The organism is Arcticibacter svalbardensis MN12-7 (assembly GCF_000403135.1).
GTDB classification, from domain to species: Bacteria; Bacteroidota; Bacteroidia; order Sphingobacteriales; family Sphingobacteriaceae; genus Arcticibacter; species Arcticibacter svalbardensis.
In genome coordinates, this window is sequence record NZ_AQPN01000009.1 from 1 (window position 1) to 24205 (window position 24205).

18 protein-coding genes and 1 tRNA gene are annotated in these 24205 nt (G+C 39.6%); 4 read left to right on the forward strand and 15 right to left on the reverse strand.

What is annotated here, in order from left to right:
- The 3 genes from ADIARSV_RS01195 to ADIARSV_RS01205 form a co-directional block, all read right to left on the reverse strand.
- On the reverse strand, positions 1 to 2574 hold a 2574-nt coding region (locus tag ADIARSV_RS01195; RefSeq protein WP_160166629.1), incomplete at its 3' end, for a TonB-dependent receptor.
- A 251-nt stretch (positions 2575 to 2825) separates the two neighbouring features.
- Positions 2826 to 4022: a FecR family protein gene (locus ADIARSV_RS01200; RefSeq protein WP_016193511.1), complete on the reverse strand. Its 1197-nt coding sequence runs from the start codon at positions 4020 to 4022 to the stop codon at positions 2826 to 2828.
- Between the two features lie 92 nt (positions 4023 to 4114).
- Positions 4115 to 4705: an RNA polymerase sigma factor gene (locus ADIARSV_RS01205; protein WP_016193512.1), complete on the reverse strand. Its 591-nt coding sequence runs from the start codon at positions 4703 to 4705 to the stop codon at positions 4115 to 4117.
- Positions 4706 to 4906: 201 nt separating this feature from the next.
- Between ADIARSV_RS01205 and ADIARSV_RS01210 the strand changes: the two genes are divergently transcribed.
- On the forward strand, positions 4907 to 5395 hold the full coding sequence (locus ADIARSV_RS01210; RefSeq protein ID WP_016193513.1) for a DUF5712 family protein: 489 nt from the start codon (positions 4907 to 4909) through the stop codon (positions 5393 to 5395).
- Positions 5396 to 5636: 241 nt separating this feature from the next.
- Here ADIARSV_RS01210 and ADIARSV_RS01215 read toward each other — a convergent pair whose 3' ends face one another.
- The 8 genes from ADIARSV_RS01215 to metG all read right to left on the reverse strand — a co-directional run bounded on the left by ADIARSV_RS01215 (position 5637) and on the right by metG (position 13810).
- Positions 5637 to 6560, reverse strand: a complete 924-nt coding sequence (locus ADIARSV_RS01215; protein WP_016193514.1) for a HipA domain-containing protein — start codon at positions 6558 to 6560, stop codon at positions 5637 to 5639.
- Between the two features lie 3 nt (positions 6561 to 6563).
- Positions 6564 to 6887, reverse strand: a complete 324-nt coding sequence (locus ADIARSV_RS01220) for a HipA N-terminal domain-containing protein (RefSeq protein ID WP_016193515.1) — start codon at positions 6885 to 6887, stop codon at positions 6564 to 6566.
- Positions 6880 to 7083 (reverse strand): type II toxin-antitoxin system Y4mF family antitoxin, encoded by a 204-nt coding sequence (locus tag ADIARSV_RS01225; protein WP_016193516.1) that lies wholly within the window; start codon positions 7081 to 7083, stop codon positions 6880 to 6882. The genes ADIARSV_RS01220 and ADIARSV_RS01225 overlap by 8 nt, the downstream gene beginning before the upstream one ends.
- 250 nt (positions 7084 to 7333) lie before the next feature.
- Entirely contained in the window at positions 7334 to 7879 is a 546-nt protein-coding gene (locus tag ADIARSV_RS01230) for a hypothetical protein (protein WP_016193517.1), read from the reverse strand.
- A 42-nt stretch (positions 7880 to 7921) separates the two neighbouring features.
- Positions 7922 to 10387, reverse strand: coding sequence for a TonB-dependent receptor domain-containing protein (locus tag ADIARSV_RS01235; protein ID WP_040298688.1), 2466 nt, complete (start codon positions 10385 to 10387; stop codon positions 7922 to 7924).
- 107 nt (positions 10388 to 10494) lie between these two features.
- Positions 10495 to 11322, reverse strand: a complete 828-nt coding sequence (locus tag ADIARSV_RS01240; protein WP_016193519.1) for an AraC family transcriptional regulator — start codon at positions 11320 to 11322, stop codon at positions 10495 to 10497.
- Between the two features lie 325 nt (positions 11323 to 11647).
- Positions 11648 to 11719: transfer RNA gene (locus ADIARSV_RS01245), tRNA-Arg, on the reverse strand.
- A gap of 21 nt (positions 11720 to 11740) precedes the next feature.
- On the reverse strand, positions 11741 to 13810 hold the full coding sequence (gene metG / locus ADIARSV_RS01250; RefSeq protein WP_016193520.1) for a methionine--tRNA ligase: 2070 nt from the start codon (positions 13808 to 13810) through the stop codon (positions 11741 to 11743).
- A 124-nt stretch (positions 13811 to 13934) separates the two neighbouring features.
- On the opposite strand from metG, the gene ADIARSV_RS01255 reads away from it, so the two are divergent.
- From ADIARSV_RS01255 to ADIARSV_RS01265, 3 genes are read left to right on the forward strand one after another with little or no spacing between them, the layout of a single operon-like run.
- Entirely contained in the window at positions 13935 to 14174 is a 240-nt protein-coding gene (locus ADIARSV_RS01255) for an addiction module protein (RefSeq protein ID WP_016193521.1), read from the forward strand.
- Positions 14174 to 14470, forward strand: a complete 297-nt coding sequence (locus ADIARSV_RS01260; protein ID WP_016193522.1) for a type II toxin-antitoxin system RelE/ParE family toxin — start codon at positions 14174 to 14176, stop codon at positions 14468 to 14470. Before ADIARSV_RS01255 ends, ADIARSV_RS01260 begins: the two co-directional genes overlap by 1 nt.
- A 25-nt stretch (positions 14471 to 14495) precedes the next feature.
- Positions 14496 to 15392: a S66 peptidase family protein gene (locus tag ADIARSV_RS01265; protein WP_016193523.1), complete on the forward strand. Its 897-nt coding sequence runs from the start codon at positions 14496 to 14498 to the stop codon at positions 15390 to 15392.
- 271 nt (positions 15393 to 15663) lie between these two features.
- Here the strand turns inward: ADIARSV_RS01265 and ADIARSV_RS01270 are convergent, their stop codons facing one another.
- From ADIARSV_RS01270 to ADIARSV_RS01285, 4 genes are all read right to left on the reverse strand, one after another.
- Positions 15664 to 17136: a SusD/RagB family nutrient-binding outer membrane lipoprotein gene (locus ADIARSV_RS01270; RefSeq protein ID WP_040298693.1), complete on the reverse strand. Its 1473-nt coding sequence runs from the start codon at positions 17134 to 17136 to the stop codon at positions 15664 to 15666.
- Positions 17137 to 17144: 8 nt separating this feature from the next.
- The gene (locus tag ADIARSV_RS01275) at positions 17145 to 20375 is read right to left on the reverse strand and encodes a SusC/RagA family TonB-linked outer membrane protein (RefSeq protein WP_235048342.1); all 3231 of its coding nucleotides are present in this window, start codon (positions 20373 to 20375) and stop codon (positions 17145 to 17147) included.
- A gap of 297 nt (positions 20376 to 20672) precedes the next feature.
- Entirely contained in the window at positions 20673 to 23051 is a 2379-nt protein-coding gene (locus ADIARSV_RS01280) for a hypothetical protein (RefSeq protein WP_040298694.1), read from the reverse strand.
- Positions 23048 to 24205 carry a DUF4249 domain-containing protein gene (locus ADIARSV_RS01285; protein WP_016193527.1) on the reverse strand — a complete coding sequence of 386 codons (1158 nt, stop codon included), beginning with the start codon at positions 24203 to 24205 and terminating at the stop codon, positions 23048 to 23050. Before ADIARSV_RS01285 ends, ADIARSV_RS01280 begins: the two co-directional genes overlap by 4 nt.

Genomic DNA, 24205 nt, shown 5'->3' on the forward strand with positions numbered 1-24205 from the left:
AATTTTATTTCGCGCATAGGTAAATGTTCCACGCATGCCAACTTTAACTGGACCAATATTTAGATGTCCCTCAACACTACCATCAATACCTTTGTTATTTACCTTGCCATAGTTTTCCCAAGGAAATTGTTGGAATCCGGCTGATGTAGGGATAGTCTTTCTTTGCAAAAGAATATTGCTTCGGGTGTTGTCAAAATAATCGGCAACAATATCCAGTTTGTTATTAAAAAGTCCAATATCAATACCAAAATTCTTTTTGTCCTCGATTTCCCAGCTAAGATTATTGTTTCCGAACTGACCTTCAACGATGCCTGCACCTGCGTAATTCGATCCTCCACCTGATGTAATTCCCTGGTTGAATCCTGTAGCGGCCGTGTTGTAAGTTGACCGGTACAAAAACCTTGATGTTCCCGTAGCGTCATTTCCTGTACGTCCAATCGATGCTCTTAGCTTTAAACTTGTAATATATTTTTTGAGTTGTTCAGGATAAAAATTTTCATTAGAAATATAATATCCAACACCTACGGCAGGAAAGAATCCAAAACGGTGCCCCGCCGCAAAAGCTTCACTTCCCGTATAACCAAAATTACCTTCAATGAAATAACGATCAGAAAACGAATAGGTTAAACGTCCAACCATACCTTGTTTCCGGAAAGCGAGTGCCTCATTGTGATATTGTGTTTCTTTCTGATTATACAAGGCCATTCCCGAAACGGTATGCTTACCAAAAATCCTGCTATAATTTAAAGAACCTTCAATATAAACTTTATTATTGGCGGAATTTGATTCAGAAGGTTCACCCATATCGGGACTTCCTGATACTGACTGTGCGAAAATAAGTTTTCCGTCTGCATTTCGACCTGTTGCATAAAAGCGACTGGGATTATAAGATCTACTTGACCCAAAAATGCCACTGTAGTCAAAACTCATCTTACCATTGAATGACAATCCCTTGCTAATCATGTCGAGTTTTTGCTGAATCCCGACATTCGATTGTAATGCTGTTCTCCACTCTTTTGTATAGCCCGAATTCATTAACATGTTGTAAGGATTGCGGTTGTTTCCATCCGACTCAATCGGATAAGTTGCCAATGTTCCGTCACTATATACGCCGGGAAAAATATAAGGAGGCGTGTTAAGCATAAATCTGAATATATTGGTAGGGGAGTTGCCTGGGTCATTCAGCATCACGTACTGCCCACTTATGTCGACGTTTAGTATGGTGGTTTTAGTCACGTCAATGTCAATGTTGCTTCGCAGATTGTACCGTTTTAATCCAATATTTGTATCGTACTGTTTGCCTGGATCGTTTTTAAAAACTCCATCTTCGTTGTAAAAAGCCCCTGAAACAAAATAGCGGGTTTTTTCTGTGCCGCCCCTAAAATTCATCGTATAGCGATGGTTAGTGGTATTTTTCTGTAGTAATTCGTCCATCCAGTTAACGTCTGGATATAAATCGGGATCGACATGGTTACGGTAATTCGCGATCTGTTCATCCGTAAAAGCAGATGAGATCCCATCATTGTTAAGCGCTTCGTTGGCCAGTTCCATATACTGGGCGGAACCGACAAACTTTGGTAAACGGGTAGGTTGCGAAATGCCCTGTTCTGTTTTGAAAGAGATCACCCCCTTTTTTGCTTGTCCTCGTTTTGTTGTCACTAAAACAACGCCATTTGCACCTTCTGCTCCGTAAACTGCCGTAGCAGCGGCATCTTTGAGTATAGAAAAACTTTCGATTTCGTCCGGTTCAATATCATTCATTGCTCTTGGAATTCCATCAACCAAAATTAGTGGCGAAGTACCTCCTGCAAAGGTGCTGATTCCTCTAATCCAAAAGGTTGCATCGTCATTTCCGGGTTCACCCGAACGTTGTATGCTGATTAATCCAGCAATCTGGCCTCCCAGGTTATTCGACAGATTTCGTGTAGGTAAACTTAGTTGCTTCGCAGTAATACTACTGATTGCACTAACAACACTCGACTTTTTCTGTTTACCATAAGCGACAACCACTACATCATTCAATTGCGAATTGTCAATCTCCAGCGAGATATTGATCTCCAGCTGATCAGCAACTGTTGCTTCTTTCCGCTTAAAACCGATAAAAGTGTAAACAATCACCTGAGCACGCTCAGCGACCAGTTTGTAGATACCATCCTTATCGGTTACTGTGCCTCTTTGGCTACCCTTAATAGTCACGGAAACGCCGGGTAAAGGAAGACCTTTATCATCGGTTACTTTTCCCGTAATATTTAACGGGATCTGCGATTGGCTCGACGGCTTTATTTTCTCATTGATTACGATGGTATTATCCACAATGGTATAATTCAATGGCTGGTTCTTCAGCAAAAGATCCATTGACTCTCGTATTGTTCCATTCTTAATGTTGATACTGATAGCCTGAGCGTCTTTCAGTAATTTACTTTCGTACCAGAAGATATAACCGCTCTGTTGCTTAAACTTACCTATTGCCTTTTCAATGGAGATATTCTTTTCAGATAAATTGATGTTTTGCGCATACGTGCTCGCCGATGCGCTGAGGCCTATAAAAGCTATTAAAACTACCGTTATTTTCATAACCAGAAAAATTTGAACTAATTGTCTTCGATTAATACGCGGAAGACCCGGAAGCGTATAAAAATTCATATTTTTGTTGTGTTTGGGTTAATTGTATACTATCTGTCATAAGATTTTTTTTTTCGATCTGATCGGGAAGGTTAGCCTGACATTGCCGGCGGTGTTCGTTGCACTTCCGGCTTTTTTATGGGCTACCTGACGAGTAGTTTATCTTTCCATGTCGCTTGGTTTAGGGTTGAATATTTATTGAATTATTGTTTGACGATCAATGTGTTTCCTTCGAGGGAATACTGGATATGGTTTAGTTCTAATATTTTAAACAAAGCAGAAAGGTTTGAGCGCCGGGAGATTGCACCGGTGAATGTCCGGCCCGAATTATTTCCCTGGTATTTTACCTCGATATCATACCACCTGGAAACTTTCCGCATAATTGTTTTAAGGTCGGCATCCGTAAACGCAGTTAATCCGTTTTTCCAGGCAATGGCATCTTCAGTATCAGTGCTTACCACTTTGATATCCTGATCAACGTGCGCTTGCTCACCAGGCTTAAGTGTTTTACTTTGCCCATCTTTAGCAATCCTAACGGAGCCCTCCAGCAAGGTCGTTATGATCTCCGGTTCGTCCCGATAAGCCATAATGTTGAAATGTGTACCTAAAACAGTTACCGTTTGACCGGCAGAAGAAACACGAAAAGGTTTTGACTTGTCTTTGGTCACCTCGAAATAAACCTCACCTGTAGTTTTGACATTCCGTTCGTTGCCAGTGAATACAACAGGAAAATGGATGGAGGATAGGGAGTTGAGCCAGGCTTTGGTGCCATCTGGCAGGATGACCTGATACTGGCCACCTCGAGGGGTTGTTACTGTGTTGAAATTTGCCGCCGCATTATTGAGCAAGGGGCTGCCAGGCAGTGCGTTCACCAGGTAAGCTACTAAACCGTTTTCTGTCTTATGAACAACGGTACCGCCCTGTTGTGCCAAATTACCATTTTGTGCACTATTTAGGGAGATTTGTCGGCCATTACTCAATGTAAGCACCGCTTTATTACTACCTGGGCCTAAATCATTTTGGGCAACATGTACAGCGGTGTTTTTTACCGGCTTCAAATTATAATAATAAGCACCGAGACCCATAAAGATCAACAGGATGGCCGCTGCCGCATATTGGACAAATTGAGATATTTTTTTTCGGACAGGCACCAAAGTTGAATGCTTATTGTAGCGAGCCTGTTCCGGAAATGATTCTTTTTGCTGCTCTTTGATCTGCCCGATCACAAACTGTGCTGCTTCCCTTGAAGCCCGGTCTATTTCCTCTGCAGGAGGTAAAGCATAGCCATTGGTTTCAAATTCATTATAACAAGCGTTAATTTGTTTAAGCTCTTCGGCTGTACATAAACCTGCCCGGTATTTTTCGGCAAGTTCCTTCAGTTTGGTGTGTTGTATCCCCATTCACCAGTATAATCCTTAAAACGGACAACCAGTACCATGAAATAATTGCAATCAAATTGTTAAATTAATATAAATGAAATTGACCGGGACAATTACCATTTAAAAAAGTAGGCAGAAGCTAAGGCAAAAATAAAAGAAAGGTTATCTTCTTTGAGGTAAGCACGCAGGCATTGCAATGCGGACGTGATATAGTTTTTTACTGTTTGTTCAGAAAGGTCAAGCCTAACAGCGATCTCCTTGATGGAAAGCCCTTCTTTCCTGCTCAGCCAGAATACGTCCTGAACGGTTACGGACAGTTTTAATAACTCCTGGTCAAATTCCTGTTGCAGGTCTTCAGCCAGTATCGTTTCTTCCACAGGTAAGTGGCTGGGGTCATCCATTAGGGAAAGCGAAACTTCCAGAGCCGATCTTTTTTTACGAAAAAGATATTGGTCTACAATTGTATAATGGGCTGCCCTGGACAAATAAGGCAGGAACGATTCGGTGATCACGATGGACATCCGGTTATTCCACAAAGACAGATAAATATCCTGTAGCATGTCTTTTGTATCGTCCTCTGAACCCAGTTTTCTATAGATCTGAATGTAAAGCTTGCGGCGGTAGCGGTGGACAACAACTGCAAAGGCATCTGCATCATCCTGTTTCATCAAATTGAGCAGTGCATCATCTTTTAAATTTTCCACAATTACAAAATTAGCGTTCGTATGTTAACTTCTTGTTAATTCCAGATTTATTCTAACCTTACCGGGGACCCTTTTTCCCTCAATCATGCCTCGCACCTGAATAGCATCCACAAACTGGAGCACTTCCGGTATTATTCCTACAAGGACAAGGAGGTGCTCGATGGGACCAGGAAACGCGGAGACCGTAAAGAAGGATAGCAGATGCACATCCAGATAATTGTCAGCCGTAAAGATGCCACCAACAGGATCAAGCTGAGCCCGATGAATAAATCAAAAGGGAAAAACGAGGAGCATTCAAAAAAGCTGGGCCAGTTTAACCGTGTTGCCTTTAAACAATCCGGGGAAAACCTTTTTGATACTTTCTTTCAGTTTGATCGCGGGCTGAAAGATACCATGGCCTATGCCAATATTGGAAAGAACGGGAACTTAAATCAGCGGCAACAGCTGGATATACTAGAGGCGGCGGCTGAAGGAAATCCAGAAAGTAAAGTACTGGCAAATGAACTATCCAGGGATGTGGCCATTGGGTTATTTAACTCTGTACAGGATCTGCTCCTTAGTGTTGGTCACACAGCAGGAGCTTTTCTGGAGATTCTCCTGGATACGCCTTTTGATTCCTCCATTGGATCTGATCCGAATGGAGAAGAGAAGAAAAGAAAAAAAAGAGTAAAGGTAAAAATTATGGATTAAGACGATAAATAGGAAGTACCAGATAAGTTTAACTTGGATTCTTAGGACTTTATGCAGTTCGCTGGGAAAATTTGCATGTCATGATGATTGGAATAATCATGGAGAAAACTTATAATCTGAAAAATTTGCAATTTAGCTCATTATTAGCAGGAAAAATTTGTTTGTTTAGATAACATGGACAAGAACATACCGCTCCATCTTCAAGAGATCAGCCGAACCCATAATGTGAAAAAGCGGCTTGTTAATGAAACAACAGTTGCTTATTATTCCAAATTTCCAGATATCGTTCCTTTTTTTCGGGACTTAGGAAAGATGCTGCAATTAAGTTACCGACTTCCTTATTACCGGAGGCAAATTTATTATATGTATTCCTAACCGCCATTTCAGGTATATTCATACTTCTTGCCAGCACATCAAAATCAGATAATCTAATCCTTTTCTTTTTGCCGTTTATTGTCAGGGCCAGTTCTTCATCATCTTGCGGATTTACCAGATTCACATTGATCAGGTCATAGGCAGGACTTAGACCTACGCCTTCGTCCGTGTATAGCACAGAAAAGTTTTTCAGGTGCATATCATTGTTCCCTGTTAAAAAAGAAAATAACACCAATTCAAAATAAGTCAGCGCATCAAAACCAGTTTGAGTGCAGTATTTCAGGATAAGCTTGCCGATCTTTTCATAAGATCCCTTGTATTTATTTTCTGTTAAAAATTCAGAAAGCTGGCAGAAATCTTCCATGTGAACTTTATGGCCTTTCACCCGGTCAAACCGCCTGGCAAGATAAACTAAACTGCCGTCTGATGCTTTTATTAGAGTGTGATCACAAGTTGGCATCTTAAACAGGCTCGCCAAATGCATCGTCAAATCTTCTGATTGCGGCATTTCCGGAAAATCAGGATGCTGAGGTTTAAGTATATATTCTCCCCAAAGTCCTACTATCGTCAGACGGTTCCTTTCCTTGGTCTTTTCCAACGTAACAGAAAGTTTGGGCTGAACTCCGGTCACAGCAATCCTTTCGTTGATGGTTTGGTCAGCCAACGTTTTCAAAAATTTATCATTCAATTCCAGCTCAGGTACTTTAGCCGTACCAAAAAAACGCCTTGAACACTTTTCATGATAAGACGACATACCTGCATCCTGATAACAAAACCAACAATTTGCCATAGCTTAATCTGTTTCGGGAATTACCGTCACAGCTCCAATTGCATCCCTGCATGTTAAAAGTAGTAATTCAAACCGGTCATTGCTTTTTACCTTCCAGTGCGTTGTAGCTAAATCCAACAGCCAGCCTTCCGGTATTAAGCCATCAAAAAAAGCAAAAAGCACTTTACTTTCGTATTTCTGGGCTGAAAGGGGAAGCGTTAAGCTTACAGGCTTCGCGTTTTTATTTTCTAAGTAACCGGTCTGGTAACTAAATTCGTAACCCCCCTCAGTTTCCGCAAGCACACCAGCCAGCATGTCCTGAAAATAAATCAAACCTTTCTTACTCATCTTCCTTTACTTTTGATACCACTCCGAGTTCTGCACCAAATAACATCAATACCTGATTCACTTTATCCATCCGCAATGTTGGTTTTCCCTGTTCCATCTCACGAACAACCCTAAGTCCTACACCTGCTTTCAATGCCAGGTCTTCCTGTGTAAGATTTAATAATTTCCTTTTTTTCTTTAAATATTCCGACAACATATATATATACCCGATAGGGTACAAATATAGAATAAATACTAAAATTATACCCTATAGGGATTATAATAATCATTTTCTAAAGAAATATACCCTATCGGGATTATTATTTGGACGTAGGTATAAAAACCAACCCGTCTTGGTAACGGATGGTACAGATTTCTTCACATGGTTATTAAACCAAGCGCGCTAAGTAACTATCCATCGTTGTAAATGGTAGCACCTTAATGTTCATTTGTCTTTACTCACAGTCTTAAAGTCCCCTGGCCCTATGTGCCTGATTGCTTATTCCTAACTGAATGCCATTCATAGCGAAGCTCTCGTTGACCATGGCCAGTTGAATGCCATTATGCTTTTCGGCCATATTCATTACGAAACTAACAGAAACGCCATTTACCTGCCTGCTGATCTGACCAATTGCACCGGCACTAACACCATTGGTAGTGCAGTCGCAAATGGTACCGGCAGAAGAAAGATTGAACCCATTGATCTTTTCAGATGGAGAAGTTGACATTGTGGCCTTAAATTGTTCCTCACTTTCGGAAATAGGACTACTGGGTAAAAGAGGAATAATTACTCCCATACCAATAGCTTCTAACCGGATTCCGTTGGTATGGACATTCACGAAGCTTTCACCAAAATCACCATAGCCTGAATACAAGCCTGCTGAAATGCCATTGATGTTCAAATTCTTTTTATGGAAGGTTCCAACTGGAAAACGATTCGTTCTTTCGGCTAACTGAGCACTTGCAGCGTTTACGTCTCCAATGAGTACAAGAACGGTAATTATGGTTTTCATTATCGCTGGTTTCAACATTAGGCAACCTATTGCCTTATCATTTTAAAACTCTTTATCACCAAATTCACTTGCAGGAAGTTTAGATTTCCCCGTCAATTTATTCAAGTTAAAGCTAAAGTTTAATAAGAATACATCCGTTTCATAAATGTAATTGGTTGTTGTATAAAAGTCTCTTCCGCTAGTGGTTATTCGTTGGCGGTTAGTTTGTTTCATGCCTAGGTCAATGTTTTGCCATTGCAGTGTTGCAGAAAAACGGCCATCCATAAAAGTTTTCTTTAACGAGGCGTTTGGTATCAAAAACCTAGAATCATCTCCCTGTACGGTTGGCCTTTGAGAAAGGTAATTTAGATTTCCCTGCAAGCTCCAGGTGGGATTGAGCTTAAAATTAGTATTGCCGTTAATGGAGTAAACCCATTCATCATTGCTTATTATCGAGTTTGATCCTAAAATATTCAAATCGCCATCAATCTTGTAGTTGTAAACATTTGCACCTAGGTATAAACTCCACCATTTTACCAGCTGTAAATTAGTACCTGCCTCGATACCTAAAGTATATGCCCTTTTGGCATTTGTAAATACCCGATTTAAAATGGTGTCTGCGTACACACTATTAACCCTTTGAATTGGGTTTTTTATATGCTGATAATATAATGTAGTAAAGAACGAACCTTTCTTAAATGTTTTGATGATGCCCAGTTCTGACAAGTCAACAAATGAAGGTAAAAGATCAGGGTCCCCCTGTTCTAATGTTTCAGAATGTTCCCGTTCAGGAATTGGATTTAGCTCATAGTTATTGGTGCGTTGTATCCTTCTGCTATATCCTGCCTTAGCTTTCAAGTCATCAGAAATATTGTACATTAAGCTTAACGAAGGGAACAGGTTAGACAGGCTTAGTTTATGCGGGATGGGGTCATAAGATAGATTCACGGTTCTACTGGCATATTCATAACGTAAGCCACCAATATATTCCAATTTATTGTACTTTGCCGAGTATTGCGTATATACAGCATTGATCTGGTTTTTTGCTTTGGCGCTTCCGCTAAATCTTGCCGCATCAGGTTGAGAGATGGCGGGTGTTACAAAATAATCAAATTGACCATCTTGTGTATCATACCTAAATTGATAGCCGCTTTCCAACTTTCCTTTGCCAATGTTTATGGCATAATCTAGTTTAAAACGATATCCGTTAACTGGGTTTTTGTAAGGGTTGTAAACATACTGTATGGTGTCGCCAATATTTGGGTAGTTTAGGTTGAGGTTTTTCGTATTGCCGAAAAGATTGGCATTTTCATACAAGACCGAAGCTGTTAAACTAGATTTATTGCTAAAAGTATGGGTATAATCAAAATTCCCCAGTGTAAAATTACCCTCTTTGGTCTGTAAATTTGAATTGAAGTAGGTTGTGCTACTCATCAGGTTGCCGGTAGACAGGTTGGAAGTTGTATTTTTATAAAGCAAATCGGCCAGTCTTGCCTGATAGCGCTTTCCGCTAAAAAAACCAATAGAGAATGAGTTGCTTTTATCAGCAGTATACAGGGCAGATAGTCTTGTCGCATAATTGTATTTATCGAAACTTCTTTCTCCGTTGGATGGAAAGCGGGTAATGGTTTGATTGCTAAAGTTTTTCGTAAATACATCGCCTTCCCGGTAGCCTGCGTTATCATTACGCAAGTAATTGGCACCAACAGAAATATCCCATTTGTCTTTTAGGTAGTTCAAGGTGATGTCGCCCCCAAAGCGTTTTGGCTGTTCTTCATTGTTGTAGGTTGTAGTGCTTGGTAAACCAGCTTGTGCATTTGCAGCTATGGTAAATCCATCATTTGCTCCTTTTTTGGTAACGATGTTGATAATACCCGCTTTTCCGTCTGGGTCATATTTGGCAGATGGAGAAGTAATCAGCTCAATATTTTCTAGGCTGTTTGCAGGCAGCTGGCTTAACACTGCCTGTGCGTCGGTAAGTACAGGTTTGCCATTTACAAGAACCAAAAAGCCTGTAGAGCCTCTAACGCTAATCTGCCCTTCTCCATTTACAGCAACTGATGGCAGGTTTTTCAACACATCTACCGCCGTTCCCCCTTTGGCACTTTCAAACTGATCGGCCCGGTAAGATTGCTTGTCAATTTTATTCATTGCATTACCTTTTTGTCCAGCTATTGTTACCTGGTTAAGCATTTCGGCGGCTGGATTTAAAGTGATGCTGCCTAAATTCAAGTTTTGGGAAGTTGTTAGGTTTATAACCGATGTATACCGGTTCGCATACCCGATAGATGCACACTTTAGCATGTACAATCCGGGCGGTAGCTTTAAAAATTCAAACGAACCATTACTTTTGGTTAATGTGCCACTAATAATTGTCGAGTCGTTTTTTAATAGTGCTACGCTGGCGTACTCAATAGGTTGTCTGTTTTGCAAATCGTTTAAGGCGCCTCTAATAGATGAGGTTTGGGCCAATGTTATTTTCGATATTAAAATTACAAAAATAAAGGCTATCGCTTTTTTGAAACTCATAAAATGTATAGGTCTACTGATAATTATGGTGCAATTTTAAGTATTTCACTATTAAAAAAGTCGTAGCTAAACCATCAATTCATGGTACATTTGAAAATATTGTGTTACTAAAGAGAATTAAGCCTGTATTTTTGAGGAGTAATACTTACAAATCGCTTAAAATACTTGTTAAAATGCGATGGATCATTAAAGTTTAGGCTATAAGCAATTTCTGCAACGGTTTGGTCGGTGTATATCAACAAGCGTTTAGCCTCGTTAATAATAAATTCTGATAAAATACTCGATGCTGTTAAGTTCAATTCTTTTTTGCAGGACATATTTAAGTTTTGGGCCGAGGTGTTAAGCTTGTTAGCATAGTAAGCTACGTTATTTTTAATTTTGTAGTCTTGGCTCAGGAGTTCACGAAAACTATGGCAAAGCCCTGTTTCAGTTTTGCTTTTAATTTTATGTGGTCTTCCTCCTTCCGACAAAATTTTAGCAAGTAAAGCCTTTAGTAGCCCTTCAATAATCGCATTAAGGGAGTTGCCTTGCATTTTATTCTCGTCAACCAATATCTCGAATAGTTTAAGGATAGAATTGGTTTCTTTAACATATAGAATTGCATTTTTGCTTAATTGATATAGCAGTGATTTTATTTCCTTGTCAATACTCTGTTCAAATAAGCCCTTTTTAATAATAACAACATAGCCATCGGGTTCCGAAGTTAATTGCCAGTAGTGAATTTGTTCTTTGCGTACAAAAAAAACCGTGTCTGGCACAACTTGGTAACGTTGAGAATCGATATAGTGATAGCCGCTTCCTTTAGAAAGAAAAATGATCTCGAAATAACTGTTATGTTTATGTGGTTTTGTTATTCTAATCTCTTTTTTAAAGGGAGAGACTTTAAGCAATTTATCTTCAGTGATCTTGTTCTTAATTATAATTGAGCTACTCATCTTTTATATTTTGACGTATATTTTTTAATATCCGATATTTAAAAACTTGATTTAAGTTAACTGCTATGACTAAACATGATTTTTTTCAAATATATAATTGAATTCACAGCGAATGGTATAGCTTATTATTTTATTACCAACGTCATCTTTTTTTAAACTTCCGTTACTTTTATGGGTATATTTAAGCTTACTTTAAAAAGTCTTGTTTTGTGAAAGTGTGTGGCAGAAATTGGTAAGGCCGAATTTTTTCCGAAAGTTCCTTAAGAGAAGATTTCTAACTTCCCTAAAACAAAAATCCCGCTCTACTTATCATAAAGCGGGATTGTAGCCCCGACGGGAATCGAACCCATATCTAGAGTTTAGGAAACGCCTATTCTATCCGTTGAACTACGGGGCCAAAATCTTAAAGTAAAAAACTCTATCTGATCGTACTTCCGTTAGGCGCACTTTCAAATGGAGCGACAAAATTAAGCTTTCCATCTGAATTTTCCGACATTAAAATCATTCCCTGCGAAAGGATCCCTTTAATCTCTCTCGGTTCCAGGTTTACCAGTATACTCACCTGCTTGCCAATAATCCCCTCAGGTTGAAAATATTCTGCAATCCCCGATACCACAATCCGCGTATCAATGCCCGTATCAATCGTTAACTTCAACAATTTCTTTGTTTTAGCCACTTTCTCAGCCGCTAAAATAGTACCCACACGGATATCCATGGAAGCAAACTGCTCAAAAGAAATATTCTCCTTAGCCGGAGCCGAAGGAGCTTCCAATACATCAGTAGCAATTTCTTGAGCCTTATTTGCCAGTTTCGCAAGTTGCAGTTCAATCACTTCATCTTCCACCTTTTCAAACAACAATTCAGGCTTTCCAAGCTGATGTCCCGCAGCAAAATCAATTTCCTGATCATAAAAATACGTTACCTGATCCAGGTTCAGCATCGCAAAAATCTTCTTTGCAGCAGCCGGCAGAAAAGGTTGAGCTAAAACAGCCCAATGAGCGATGATATGAAGACAATCTTCCAACACCACACGTGTAGCATCAGGATCAACTTTAAACGTCTTCCAGGGCTCCTTTTCAGTCAGGTATTTATTACCCAAACGGGCAACGTCCATCAAACAAGATAAAGCCTGTCTGAATTTATACGTTTCAATGCTCTCTTCAATCTCATCATAATGCTTTGCAATCTGCACCTGCAACTCCGGATTACTAAACGATGCAGAACCACTTACGCGACCATCATAATACTTATGCATCAAAATCATCACCCGGTTAACAAAGTTCCCGGCGATAGCCACCAGCTCATTATTAATCCGCGCCTGGTAATCCTTCCACGTAAACTCACTATCCGAAGTTTCAGGAAGGATAGATGTCAGCACATACCGCAACTCATCCTGTTTGCCTGGAAACTCAGCCAAGTATTCATGTAGCCAAACGGCATGATTGCGCGAAGTAGAAAGCTTTTCACCTTCCAGATTCAGGAATTCATTTGCCGGAACATTCTGAGGAAGGATATACTCCCCATGAGCGTGCAGAATAGAAGGGAAAGTAATGCAATGAAACACGATATTATCCTTACCGATAAAATGAATCAGACACGCGTCATCCGCTTCATTTGCCTGTTTCTTCCAGTAAAGTTGCCAATCCTTGCCAACATTCGAAGCCCATTGTTTGGTAGCCGAAATATAACCGATCGGTGCATCAAGCCAAACATACAGTTTCTTACCCTTTGCCTCAGCCAGAGGAACATCAATGCCCCAATCCAGGTCACGGGTCATCGAACGAGGTTGCAACCCAGCCTTCAGCCATGAACTGCACTGACCGTAAACATTCGTCTTCCACTTATTCTTTTTGCCTTCCAGCAACCAGCTTTCCAACCAGGGTTGATATTTATCAAGAGGTAAATACCAGTGTTTTGTTGTCCGGAGAATAGGCGTTTTGCCACTTAGCGTTGATTTAGGATTAATTAAATCCGTCGCATTTAGCGAACTGCCACACTTTTCACACTGATCACCATACGCATCCTCATGACCGCAATTTGGACAAGTACCCGTAATATACCGGTCAGCTAAAAACTGATCGTAATCAGCGTCGTAATATTGTTCCGATTCCTTTTCAATAAATTCACCCTTTTCATAGAGATTCAAAAAGAACTCTTGCGAAAGATCATGATGTACCGGGGAAGATGTCCGGTGATAAATATCGAAAGAAATTCCAAATTCAGCAAAACTCTCCTTAATCTGGAAATGATATTTATCAATAATCTCCTGCGGCGTGATCCCCTCCTTCTTGGCACGGATCGTTATAGCAGCACCGTGCTCATCAGAGCCACATATATAAACCACATCCTTCTTCTTCAGGCGAAGGTGTCGTACAAATATATCAGCAGGAATATAAGCACCCGCCAAATGACCAATATGTAAAGGTCCGTTTGCATAAGGCAATGCAGAAGTAATCGTATATCTCTTAAAGGAATCTAATTCAGACATCAAAAATGGAATTCGTGTAGCTTGCAAAGATAATCATGATGTTGAGTAAATGCATAAAATAAATCAAAGGATCAATTTGGGTTTAACTGTGATAGTATGTATTTTTGTTTATAGCTTAATATCTATGGCAACTACAACGATCCGGGATAGATTATACGATTATATTCGTTATGCTGACGATAAGAAGGTAAAGGCAATATATACTATGGTTGAAGATGAAATTAATGAGCAGATTGATCCTTGGGAAGATAAAGAATTTCTAAAAGAGATAGACTTGCGTTTAAATGAATTTGAATCAGGTAATATTAAAACATCAACCTGGGAGGAAGTAAAGCAAAAAGCTAAATTCTTGAAAAAAAGTTAATGTATAATATTCGCTTTCATCCAGCCGCTGAAACTGAATACTTAGAAGCTTACCAATGGTATGAAGAACGGTTGGAAGGATTGGGTCAGCGATTCAGCCACGCAGTTGAAAAACAGATTAGTCTCATTTCAAAAAAACCAGAACAGTATCAACTTAAAAAACGCGATTGCAGAGAAAGTAAAGTAGAGGTCTTTCCCTATATTATTGTTTTCAAGATGTACCCTGAAAGAAATGAAATATTAATTACTGCCATCTTTCATACCAGTAGAAAACCAGTAAAAAAATTTCGTAAATAAATTAAACCAGGACTTTAACCACTCCATGATTGCTCCTCCATATTTAAAAAAAGGCGATAAAATTGCCATAACCTGTCCTGCTAAAAGTCTTCCCGGAGACATTACAAGTGCCATTCACTTACTTGAATCCTGGGGATTAGAAGTCGTTATTGGCGATACCGTCAGCGCATCCTATCATCAGTTTGCCGGCAGCGATGAACTCCGCACACAAGACATGCAGCGTTTTCTGGACGATACCGAGATCAAAGCAATAATCGCAGCAAGAGGAGGATATGGAACCATACGGATCATCGATCAGCTTGATTTCTCCAACTTTACTAAAAGTCCCAAATGGCTGGTAGGATTTAGTGATATCACCGTCCTTCACAGCCACATCCATGCCTGCTGTCAAACGCAGACCGTTCATGGTCAGATGCCTTTAAATGTACCCGACGGCACCAAACCATCCCTTGAATCGCTTCGTAAGGCCCTCTTTGGCGAATCCTTAAGCTATCAATATAAAAGTCAAACCACAGGCCGCAATGGAAAGACAACAGGCACACTCATTGGTGGCAACCTTACTCTACTGGTCATGATGAGTGGTTCTGTCTCTGAAATGGATTTTGATGATAAGATTCTTTTTATCGAAGACATTAGCGAATATCTGTATTCCGTTGACCGCATGTTATGGCAGCTAAAAAGAGCCGGTAAACTAGCCAAATTAAAGGGTTTAATTATTGGCGATTTCACCGATATGAAAGACAACTCAACTCCTTTTGGAGAAACTATTCCCGAAATGGTCTTGAATCATGTCAAAGAATATGATTATCCGGTCTGCTTCGATTTTCCAGCAGGACATATTGCAGATAACTTCGCCTTAAAACTGGGTTTCCAAATAGAATTAAGCGTACAAGACTTAAACGTCAGTACTGAACAAAAATAAAAGGCTATTTGATAACTGTAGATTTTCCATCATTCTCAGCAATTGCCAAAGCAATATATATTAAGGCCATTGTTTAACCAAGTAAACTCATCTCCGTTTAATAGTAAAAATCAAATCTTGCATTACAAACTGATAACCTTCCAATCTATGCACTATTAAAATCACTAACCACTCAACTTTTATATCACCATAACTTCTTAAAACAAAAAAAGTCCTGTTAAAATATGATTAACAATCACATTCCAACAGGACTTTAAATAATTATCATATACTAAAATTTATCCCAGTAAAGTTTAGTTTCTACTGTATTTCCTCCAATAGCATCGGAAGCAGCTTTAAAGTTAACGACGTTTACGTTTTGCTCTTTAACCGGATAAGTTAAACGATTAGGATAACCGGATAAAAAGTCAATAGGAACAGCCATTGCAGGATAGTCAAATTTACGTATGTCTATCCAGGCATCCCATCCACGATTGTAAAGAGCCAACCATTTCTGTAAACCTATTTTTTGTTTGTAAGTACCTGGTGTGGTAGCATAATTAACTTGAGCTAGATAAGCAACAACACTTGGAGTAGTCGCCGCAACAGTTTCAGTTACACCCATCCAATAAGCCATAGACCCTACGATAGCTTTAGTATAATGTTCAGCAGCTGTACCACCAACAGCATATCCTCTGGCAGCTGCTTCAGCAAGGCAAAATTCTACTTCAGAATAATCCATAAGTAAAGCAGGCGCATTCGGTACACCTAAAAATGTAGTTGCAGGATCACTTGCTGAAACCTTTGCAAATACCGGTTTAGAAAAGCGGGCAAAGGAACTTGGTGCTCCAATAGAACCTCCAGAGTATGCATTCTTGTCGTCTACTGTAAAATAGTAAGGACGTCTTGGATCTGATAAAGTATTCATCTGAGTAGTCAACGTAGTTGCTGCAACAAAGTCAGTCCTTCCTCCCTGAATCTGATCAAGCCATACCGGATTGGTGTTTGGTGTGCTGCTTGAAAACTCAAACGAAGCATTGTCGGTATTAGCTGTAAAAACCCCTGAGGCTACAGCTTCTTCAGCTGCAGTTTTAGCTTGTGCATTATCAGAATCTGCAATGGTCATTGCCATCTTCAGCTTAAATGAATTTGCAAACTTTTTCCAGGAAGCAACATCACCATTGAAAATAATATCTGCTCCATCAAAACTACTGCCACCTGTACTTAAAGTTGCTATATCAGCATTTATACGGGTAAACAAATCGTCCTGAATAGTTTTAGCATCATCATACTTTGGAAATAATAAATCCGGATTCAATGCTTCTGTATAAGGTATATTTCCATAAGTAGTAACCAGGTAATACCAGGTACAAACTTCCATAATATCCAGAACTGCCAATTGATTCTTTTGTACAGTAGCATCACTAACATCCGTAGGAATAAGTTTTTTTGAACTTTCCAGATCAATTAATACATCCCTGTAAAGATGATTCCAAATGTTATCTGGAATAGGACGGGTAGAGAAGTCATAGTTACTCTCATCTGTGTATGTTGTTTCCTGCCACTGTTGAGTGATAAGCCTAAAAACATTCGTGTTTACATCTGAAGTAGTCAAATTACTCATCAACTCTCTCTGAGCACTCGTAAACAGCGAGTAAGAAGGTACAGATGAGGGGTTTTTAATATCTTCGTTCAGACTCGTTAAGTCTTTTGTGCATGACGCCAGTAGCGATACGGACAGAAATGCAATTATATATTTTTTCATGTTATTTCTTAGAAGGTTAATTTAACATTAAACGTTAATGTCCGGGTTGTTGGATAAGACCCAACCTGGTATCCTTGGAAATTTCCAGCACTCAAACCATCTTCAGGATCAGCATATGGCAAGTTTTTATGAATGATCCATAAATTCCGTCCAATTAATGAAAGATCAACTCCTTTAACAGGTCCCAAAGTAGTAACAGCACTCTGTGGTAGCGTATAAGTAAGCATTGCCTCTCTAAGCTTAACATAACTGGCATCATAAACAAATGCTGCTGCAGGAGAATAACGATATCCATAAGCACCATAGGTATTTGCAGCAGCTCTTATTGTATTAGGAGTACCATCTGCTAGTACGCCTTCTCTTATAATACCACCACCATCAGCTAAGGTGTTTCTTAGCGGATTTCCTAAATCATTCAAGCCAGCAGTTTCTTCATATAAACCTGTAGCCAGTCCGTAATACATATCGGTAGAAAATACTTGTCCACCATGCCTGATATCAATTAAGAAACTTAAAGCAACATTTTTGTAACTGAACCTGTTATTGATACCTCCAAGCCATTTTGCATTCGGATCAGCAATTTGCTCGTTAGACGTTGGCGAAATAGCGTACCGTCCATTTGGATTAATGAGTTTCTCACCATCTACATAAACAAAGTTACTTCCTCTAAGTACACCAAAAGGCTGACCTAATGTAGCATTGGAAGATATGCCTCCTTGAAATGTAGCTAACTGCAAGTTAAGTGCATCATTTCCTGTTGCATCTTTAAACAGTTCAGTAACCTTATTTCTGTTTCTGGTCCAGTTCACATCAACTTTCCATGTAAAGCCATTTGAAACGATAGGTGTTCCATTCAAGGTAAGCTCCAAACCAGTATTTCTAACTTTACCTGAATTCAAATACTTTGAATCATAACCAGTAGAAGTTGAAACGGTAACAGGTAAGATCTGATTAACAGTCAACGTACGGTAATAAGTAGCATCCAATCCTAAACGACTTTTAAAGAAAGCCAACTCGAAACCAGCTTCAGTACTTTTAGTTCTTTCTGGTTTAAGGTCAGGGTTATTTTTAATTGACCTTACTGAAGCCTGCGCTGCAGAACCGAAAGGAGCAATAATATTGTACGTATCCAGGATACTTCCAATAGGCGCATCATTACCTACTTCTGCATAATTCGCTCTTACCTTACCATAAGATAACCAATCTGTTTTCAACAATTCAGAAAACACAAAACCTCCCGATACGGATGGGTATAAATAACTGTTATTTTTTGCAGGAAGTGTAGACGACTGGTCAGCTCTTAACGTTCCATCCAGAGTAACCATCTTATTCCAAACGAATGTAGCACCTGCAAAATAACCATCTACTTCACGTTTTCCATCATATTCATTCGGTGCAACTGGTGCACTAACTGAATTAGATAAAGCATAGATGTCTTTTACAATCAAACCTCCATTAGTTTGTGCCTGAATACTTTGATCATGCTGTTTTCTAATATTGGTTCCCAATAAACCTTTAAATTCAAGGTTATCAGAAATACCTGTATTAAAATTTGCGATTAAATCATAATTGGTTTCTCTCCAGGTATGATCATAACGGCTATATCCTGAAACTCCAATGGTTCCAACCGCTTTTCTCTCTTCCTGAAGCTCTGTATAATAATCTACTGCAACACGACCTAAAATACTGAACCAATCTGCAACCTTATAATTTAAATTAACATTACCGAAATAACGGTCACGTGTGTCTGTTGAAAAGTTTTCATATCTCACAAAGTAAGGGTTATCCCAGTAACTTGGAGCGCCATTACTTACACTCTTACGATTCCAGGTAACGTTACTTCCAGTTCTGTCATATGCATCTTTTAAAGACTGCACATCTGCATTCACCTGGTACCACTGTCTGAAGTTAGTCATTAGATTTCTTCCTCCATCGCCATCATATCCTGTTCCGTAACGACCTAAACCATTCACATTTGAATAATTGACACTCGCTGCTGCAGTCAGTTTGGGAGTGATATTATAAGATGATGAAAAATCCAGAACATTCTTTACGATCTTACTGTTCGGCATAATACCACGTTCGTCGTTGCGTGTAAATCCTAATTTGTACGTCCCTTTGTCTGTCCCACCGTTAATAAATATACTCTGGTTGTTTGATACCGGAGTAATAAATATACTGGAAGGATCATTTTTAGCAGCTACCCATGGAGTAGCTTTACCGAAGTTGGGTGATGTAGCATCAAATGCATCCCATTGGTAAACCAATAGATTCGGATCAAAGGCACCACCGTAGGAAGCATCTTCACCAAAAGGAACCACTAAGTCCAAAACTCCATCTCCATTTACATCTTCAGAATTAAAAAAAGCGTCTTCGTTTGGACCATAGTATGCACCATAACCACCTCCATATTTGTGTTGGTATTTAGGGAAAGTAGATTTATCATAAGATCCTACACTGATACTTGAGTTAACAGCAATACCAAGGCCTTTTTGCCCTTTTTTTGTTGTGATCAATATTACCCCATTACTACCTTGCGATCCGTATAACGCACTTGCTGCTGCTCCCTTTAATACAGAAATTGACTCTATATTGTCTGGGTTCATGTCAGCCACTGCATTACCATAATCATATCCACCTCTACCTGTAGATTGATCATTTCTGGTTGAAACCCCAGAATTGTCAGTTACCTGGCGATTACCACTATTCGCATTGTTAACTGGTACTCCATCAATAACAAATAACGCCTGGTTGTTTCCTGTAATTGATTTCACCCCACGAAGAACAACGTTTGATGATGCACCAATTGCATTATTCTGTCTGATTTCCAAACCAGCCACTTTACCCGACATACCGGTTATAAAGTTTCCCGAACGTGTCTTGCTCACTTCATTACCCTCAACCTTTTGTGCCGAATAAGCAACTTCATTTCTGTTTCTTGTGATACCTAGGGCAGTTACTACCACTTCTCCTAGTTGTGTAGCATCAGCTGCTAGAGCAACATAAATAGTACTCTTTTGTCCAACAGCAACTTCCTGAGAAGTATAACCTACGTATGAAAATACTAGAACTGCCTTATTGTTGGGTATTCTCAGTGAGAATTGACCAGTAGCACCTGATTGGGTTCCTGCTGTAGTCCCTTTTACTACAATACTTACTCCTGGGAGTGAAAGTTTGTCATCTGCTCCTGTAACTGTTCCAGTTATAGTTCGTTCCTGAGCTGAAACGAAATTAAACATAAAAAAACAGATTAACAGGAAAGCAATTTTTAGGTAATTGTCTTTCATATTCAATTTTAATTAATGATTCTTCAAATATCATGATCAATCATTAAAAAAACAAGAATTTATTAACATTTTATTAATAATAGTTACATTTTGAGAAGAATTAGAATATAAAATTTTTACAAACATTGCTTTAAAGCCTTTAAACATAATATATTTAATAAAACATAGACGAAAATTCACACCATAACCTAAATTATGAGAATTTATGATTAGTAATCTTAAATATTTGGCTTTTTTATCGAAAAAAACTTATTTTACCTCAAATTTAAAAACCTTTTTACCCGGAATTCCATTTAAACCCAACCCCTCAATCACACCCATATAAACTCCCGGCCTATCTGAAGTATAAAAATTTAACGTTCCTTTTCCTCGAATATCCGTAGAAACATCCGGAGACCAGTACAACAGACTTCTAAAATCAGGCAAACGATGACTAACACCCGCATCATACTTTGGCGAATAGAATTCCCTGTTTAATTGCAGTCCCTCGTAATCCAACACAACAGAACCCGGATCAAGCTCCAGGTTATCCATATTATTTTTATACGTATTGAATTTAATGATCCCACCATAAATTGCCGGACCATAAAAATATTTCTTTGCCACCACCTCTATGCTTCTTACCTTAAGCGGATCATAATTAAAAATCTTATCCGTATTCACTACAGGAACCCCATCAAAAAGCACCAGTGGCCTCTCCTCAAAGAAACCCTCATTCTGCACACCGGAATACACCTGCATCACCGGCTTCCCATTTCTATGCCTAACCCCAACAGCAAGCACATATTCCTTCAACACCTCATCTATTGTTGGAAACCGCACATAGTTATCCAACAAATAATATTCACCCGGTTTACCAAAAAAAGAAACACTATCCAGGTTCAAAGCAGTCATCTGGTTTAACTCTTTTTTATGATACATGTTTAACGCCTGCATATTAATACTATTCACCAGAAGCGTATGGTTTAATTCCGAAGGCAAACGTAAAGCAGGCAAGCTACGCGAAGAAAAACGATCCGAAAAAGGACTTAGCAGATCAAAATCATACAAGCTATCCGACGATGAATTCGTTTGCAGCACAGCTACATGCGGTCCATAAAGGTCCTTCGTATAGAAATTAACCATTCCATTTGCATCACTTTGCCCATTATAAAACTGAACCCGACTCCCGGCAATAGCAAAATCCACATCAACACCAACTGCCGGAGCTTTCGTATCCGCAGCAACAAGCTTTCTCGTAATCACATGATATTCCAATTCCGGAGCATATACAGGAACAAAAGGTTTAAAAACCAAATCCCATTTAAACCTGCTCCAACCATGAGTAAGCATTAAATTATCCAAAGCGACAGCCCTATCCGCCACACTACCCGAAAAATAATATTCTGGCTGTTCAATAGTACCAGCCAGTTCCGAACCAAGAAGCAGGTAATTCACAATATCAACAGATACAGCAGGATCCATTTGCAGCGAATCAGCACGATACACCGAAATAGAAAGATCAGCCGCTATAGGTTTTAAATCAGCAGTAGCCGAACTAATATCAACCACCACAGGTTTACGCAAACCATATTCCTGCTGATCAGGAGAGGCATTTACCAAAAGACTATTACCTGGCAAATCATTAAAATATAAACGTTCACAAACCGGCCGACCCTGAACATCAAACAAAGTAAAATGAGAAATCCCATCCTTCAGCCTATCCTTAGAAATTTCCAAAGTAAACAAACCATCAATTAGAGTTCCCTTTCCCGCATATTCAACCCTATTCCTCGAATGAACAAATAAATATACCGAACCTGCCACTCCTGCAGTAGACTTTACCGTAACCTTAATTTGATTCTGAACCTCATTCAAAGCCATTACCACACCCTGGTCAAACCGCTCAGGCAAATTCTCCTTTAAAACCCGACCAGCAGGCAAGTTTAAAACAGCATGATACTTAACCCCTTTCATAGGCGTAAAAGAAAAATTACCGATCCCAAATTTCGTAGGCTTAAATTCAGCAATGACCGTATTGTCTTCATCCAGAATTACCCCGTTAAAATTAACGCCATTGCCCGAATGATCCGTTGCCCTAAAACCAACCTTACTCGTTAAACCATCCACCAGGTTGCCCCCTTCAGGGAAAAACTGAACATCATACTGAAGCTCCTTAGCCACTAAAATAGCGTCCGGCTCTTTTAACGTATTGATAATATTTATAGACTCCTCAAAAAAGAACTCAGGCGAGAAATTCTTCATCCATCGCGTATAAGCACGCAAACGATACCCGCCCGACGACAGCGACACCGGCAAATACAAAGACCCTTTACCCTTGCCATCCTGCAGTTTCACCTTCGCCTGCACTACCGCCTTGTTCTCCCGATCCAGAATTTCTACATAAGCCACCGCACTTACGCCCATTGGTTTATGAAACGAAGCATCCACATCATAGATCTTAAACCAGGCAATCTCACCAGCCAGGTAACTCGTCCTGTCTGTATGCACAAACAGTTTTTCCTGCAATTGAGCAGTCCTGTACCGATCGAAAGAGGCAGGGATACTATCCAGATCTGTTGTTTGTCCCATTGCCAGGACGGAAATCAACAGCATACAAAAAGACAAACTGTATTTATATATCATCATTCCCAGAAATCAGGTTTAATTGCAGATCCTTTTAAGCGGCAATCCACACATTCCGGAGGGGCACCAGTATAGCGGTCAATATTATTTCCAAGGTCATATTGGTAAAATAAAGGAATATAATACGGAAATATAGTTTGTAGACTATCCGGATTATTCTTCACAGAAATAGACTCGCATCCCGTACGGTACCTCCAGTCCGGCACCTGCCCACTCGAAATATACAGCCTCTTTTCCTCCAACGTAGAGGCATCAAAATAACCGATTACCGGCTCATTCGGATCCGTTACACACATCAAATTCCCCTTCACTTCTGAAGGCTGCGGATCAAAGATACTTCCCAGTCCCTCAGTATTCTTTTTCATGTTCTCCCAATATTCAAATCCAGCCGCTGTCAATGCATACTGTTTAACCAGAATGCTATATCGCCGATCCAATTTCCATGATGAGTACGGAATAAACGAAACAGGCGCCAGGTTGATCACATCGGCCACTAATTTACTCGACGACCCAATCCGGATATTAGTAGAAAGTTCATTTTGCCAGCAAGCTAAAGGTAAAGCATCAGCAGAAGTTCTATTCACGATTTCAAAACTAAGACCATCCTCATTCGGCTTATCTAACCTAACAATTTTAAGACTCGAGTAGAAAGTAGGAATGATGATCCAGGTTTCCTTAAATTCCCAGCGGTAATACTTGGTTTTATTTTCCGCATCATGCGTGTTCACGTAAATCTGCACCCCTTGATTTACTCTTTTCCAGGGCAGACTGTCAATTGCAGGCGTCTTCAACAACGAAACAAATTCCGAAGTATAATCCTTCCCTGCCGAAGTATGGATTAGCAATTTATATTTTAAAGCAGAAGAGAAAACGGCATTAGTGGTATAATTTCCATCAGCACCCTCCGTCAGTATAACCCGATTAGAGTTATCCGCCTCAATTACCACTTTAGCACCCAATTCTGGTGATTTTGCCGTAGAAGCATTGCTTCTGGTTCGCGATAACTTAATTGAAGTCTGGCCATTTCCATTCAAAAAACCCTCCACAACCAGGTAGTTCAAGTCCGTAGACACAATCTCAGGATCATACGCCTCTTTACACTGAAAAAGCAGTAGCATAACCACTGACAAGCACAGGCCTATATAGATCTTTTTCAT

Bases quoted from the DNA above. Each gene is read 5' to 3' on its own strand.
- ADIARSV_RS01200 (WP_016193511.1), bottom strand. From the start codon at position 4,022: ATGGGGATACAACACACCAAACTGAAGGAACTTGCCGAAAAATACCGG.
- ADIARSV_RS01210 (WP_016193513.1), top strand. From the start codon at position 4,907: ATGCACATCCAGATAATTGTCAGCCGTAAAGATGCCACCAACAGGATC.
- ADIARSV_RS01215 (WP_016193514.1), bottom strand. From the start codon at position 6,560: ATGGCAAATTGTTGGTTTTGTTATCAGGATGCAGGTATGTCGTCTTAT.
- ADIARSV_RS01220 (WP_016193515.1), bottom strand. From the start codon at position 6,887: ATGAGTAAGAAAGGTTTGATTTATTTTCAGGACATGCTGGCTGGTGTG.
- ADIARSV_RS01225 (WP_016193516.1), bottom strand. From the start codon at position 7,083: ATGTTGTCGGAATATTTAAAGAAAAAAAGGAAATTATTAAATCTTACA.
- ADIARSV_RS01230 (WP_016193517.1), bottom strand. From the start codon at position 7,879: ATGAAAACCATAATTACCGTTCTTGTACTCATTGGAGACGTAAACGCT.
- ADIARSV_RS01235 (WP_040298688.1), bottom strand. From the start codon at position 10,387: ATGAGTTTCAAAAAAGCGATAGCCTTTATTTTTGTAATTTTAATATCG.
- ADIARSV_RS01240 (WP_016193519.1), bottom strand. From the start codon at position 11,322: ATGAGTAGCTCAATTATAATTAAGAACAAGATCACTGAAGATAAATTG.
- metG (WP_016193520.1), bottom strand. From the start codon at position 13,810: ATGTCTGAATTAGATTCCTTTAAGAGATATACGATTACTTCTGCATTG.
- ADIARSV_RS01255 (WP_016193521.1), top strand. From the start codon at position 13,935: ATGGCAACTACAACGATCCGGGATAGATTATACGATTATATTCGTTAT.
- ADIARSV_RS01260 (WP_016193522.1), top strand. From the start codon at position 14,174: ATGTATAATATTCGCTTTCATCCAGCCGCTGAAACTGAATACTTAGAA.
- ADIARSV_RS01265 (WP_016193523.1), top strand. From the start codon at position 14,496: ATGATTGCTCCTCCATATTTAAAAAAAGGCGATAAAATTGCCATAACC.
- ADIARSV_RS01270 (WP_040298693.1), bottom strand. From the start codon at position 17,136: ATGAAAAAATATATAATTGCATTTCTGTCCGTATCGCTACTGGCGTCA.
- ADIARSV_RS01275 (WP_235048342.1), bottom strand. From the start codon at position 20,375: ATGTTTAATTTCGTTTCAGCTCAGGAACGAACTATAACTGGAACAGTT.
- ADIARSV_RS01280 (WP_040298694.1), bottom strand. From the start codon at position 23,051: ATGATGATATATAAATACAGTTTGTCTTTTTGTATGCTGTTGATTTCC.
- ADIARSV_RS01285 (WP_016193527.1), bottom strand. From the start codon at position 24,205: ATGAAAAAGATCTATATAGGCCTGTGCTTGTCAGTGGTTATGCTACTG.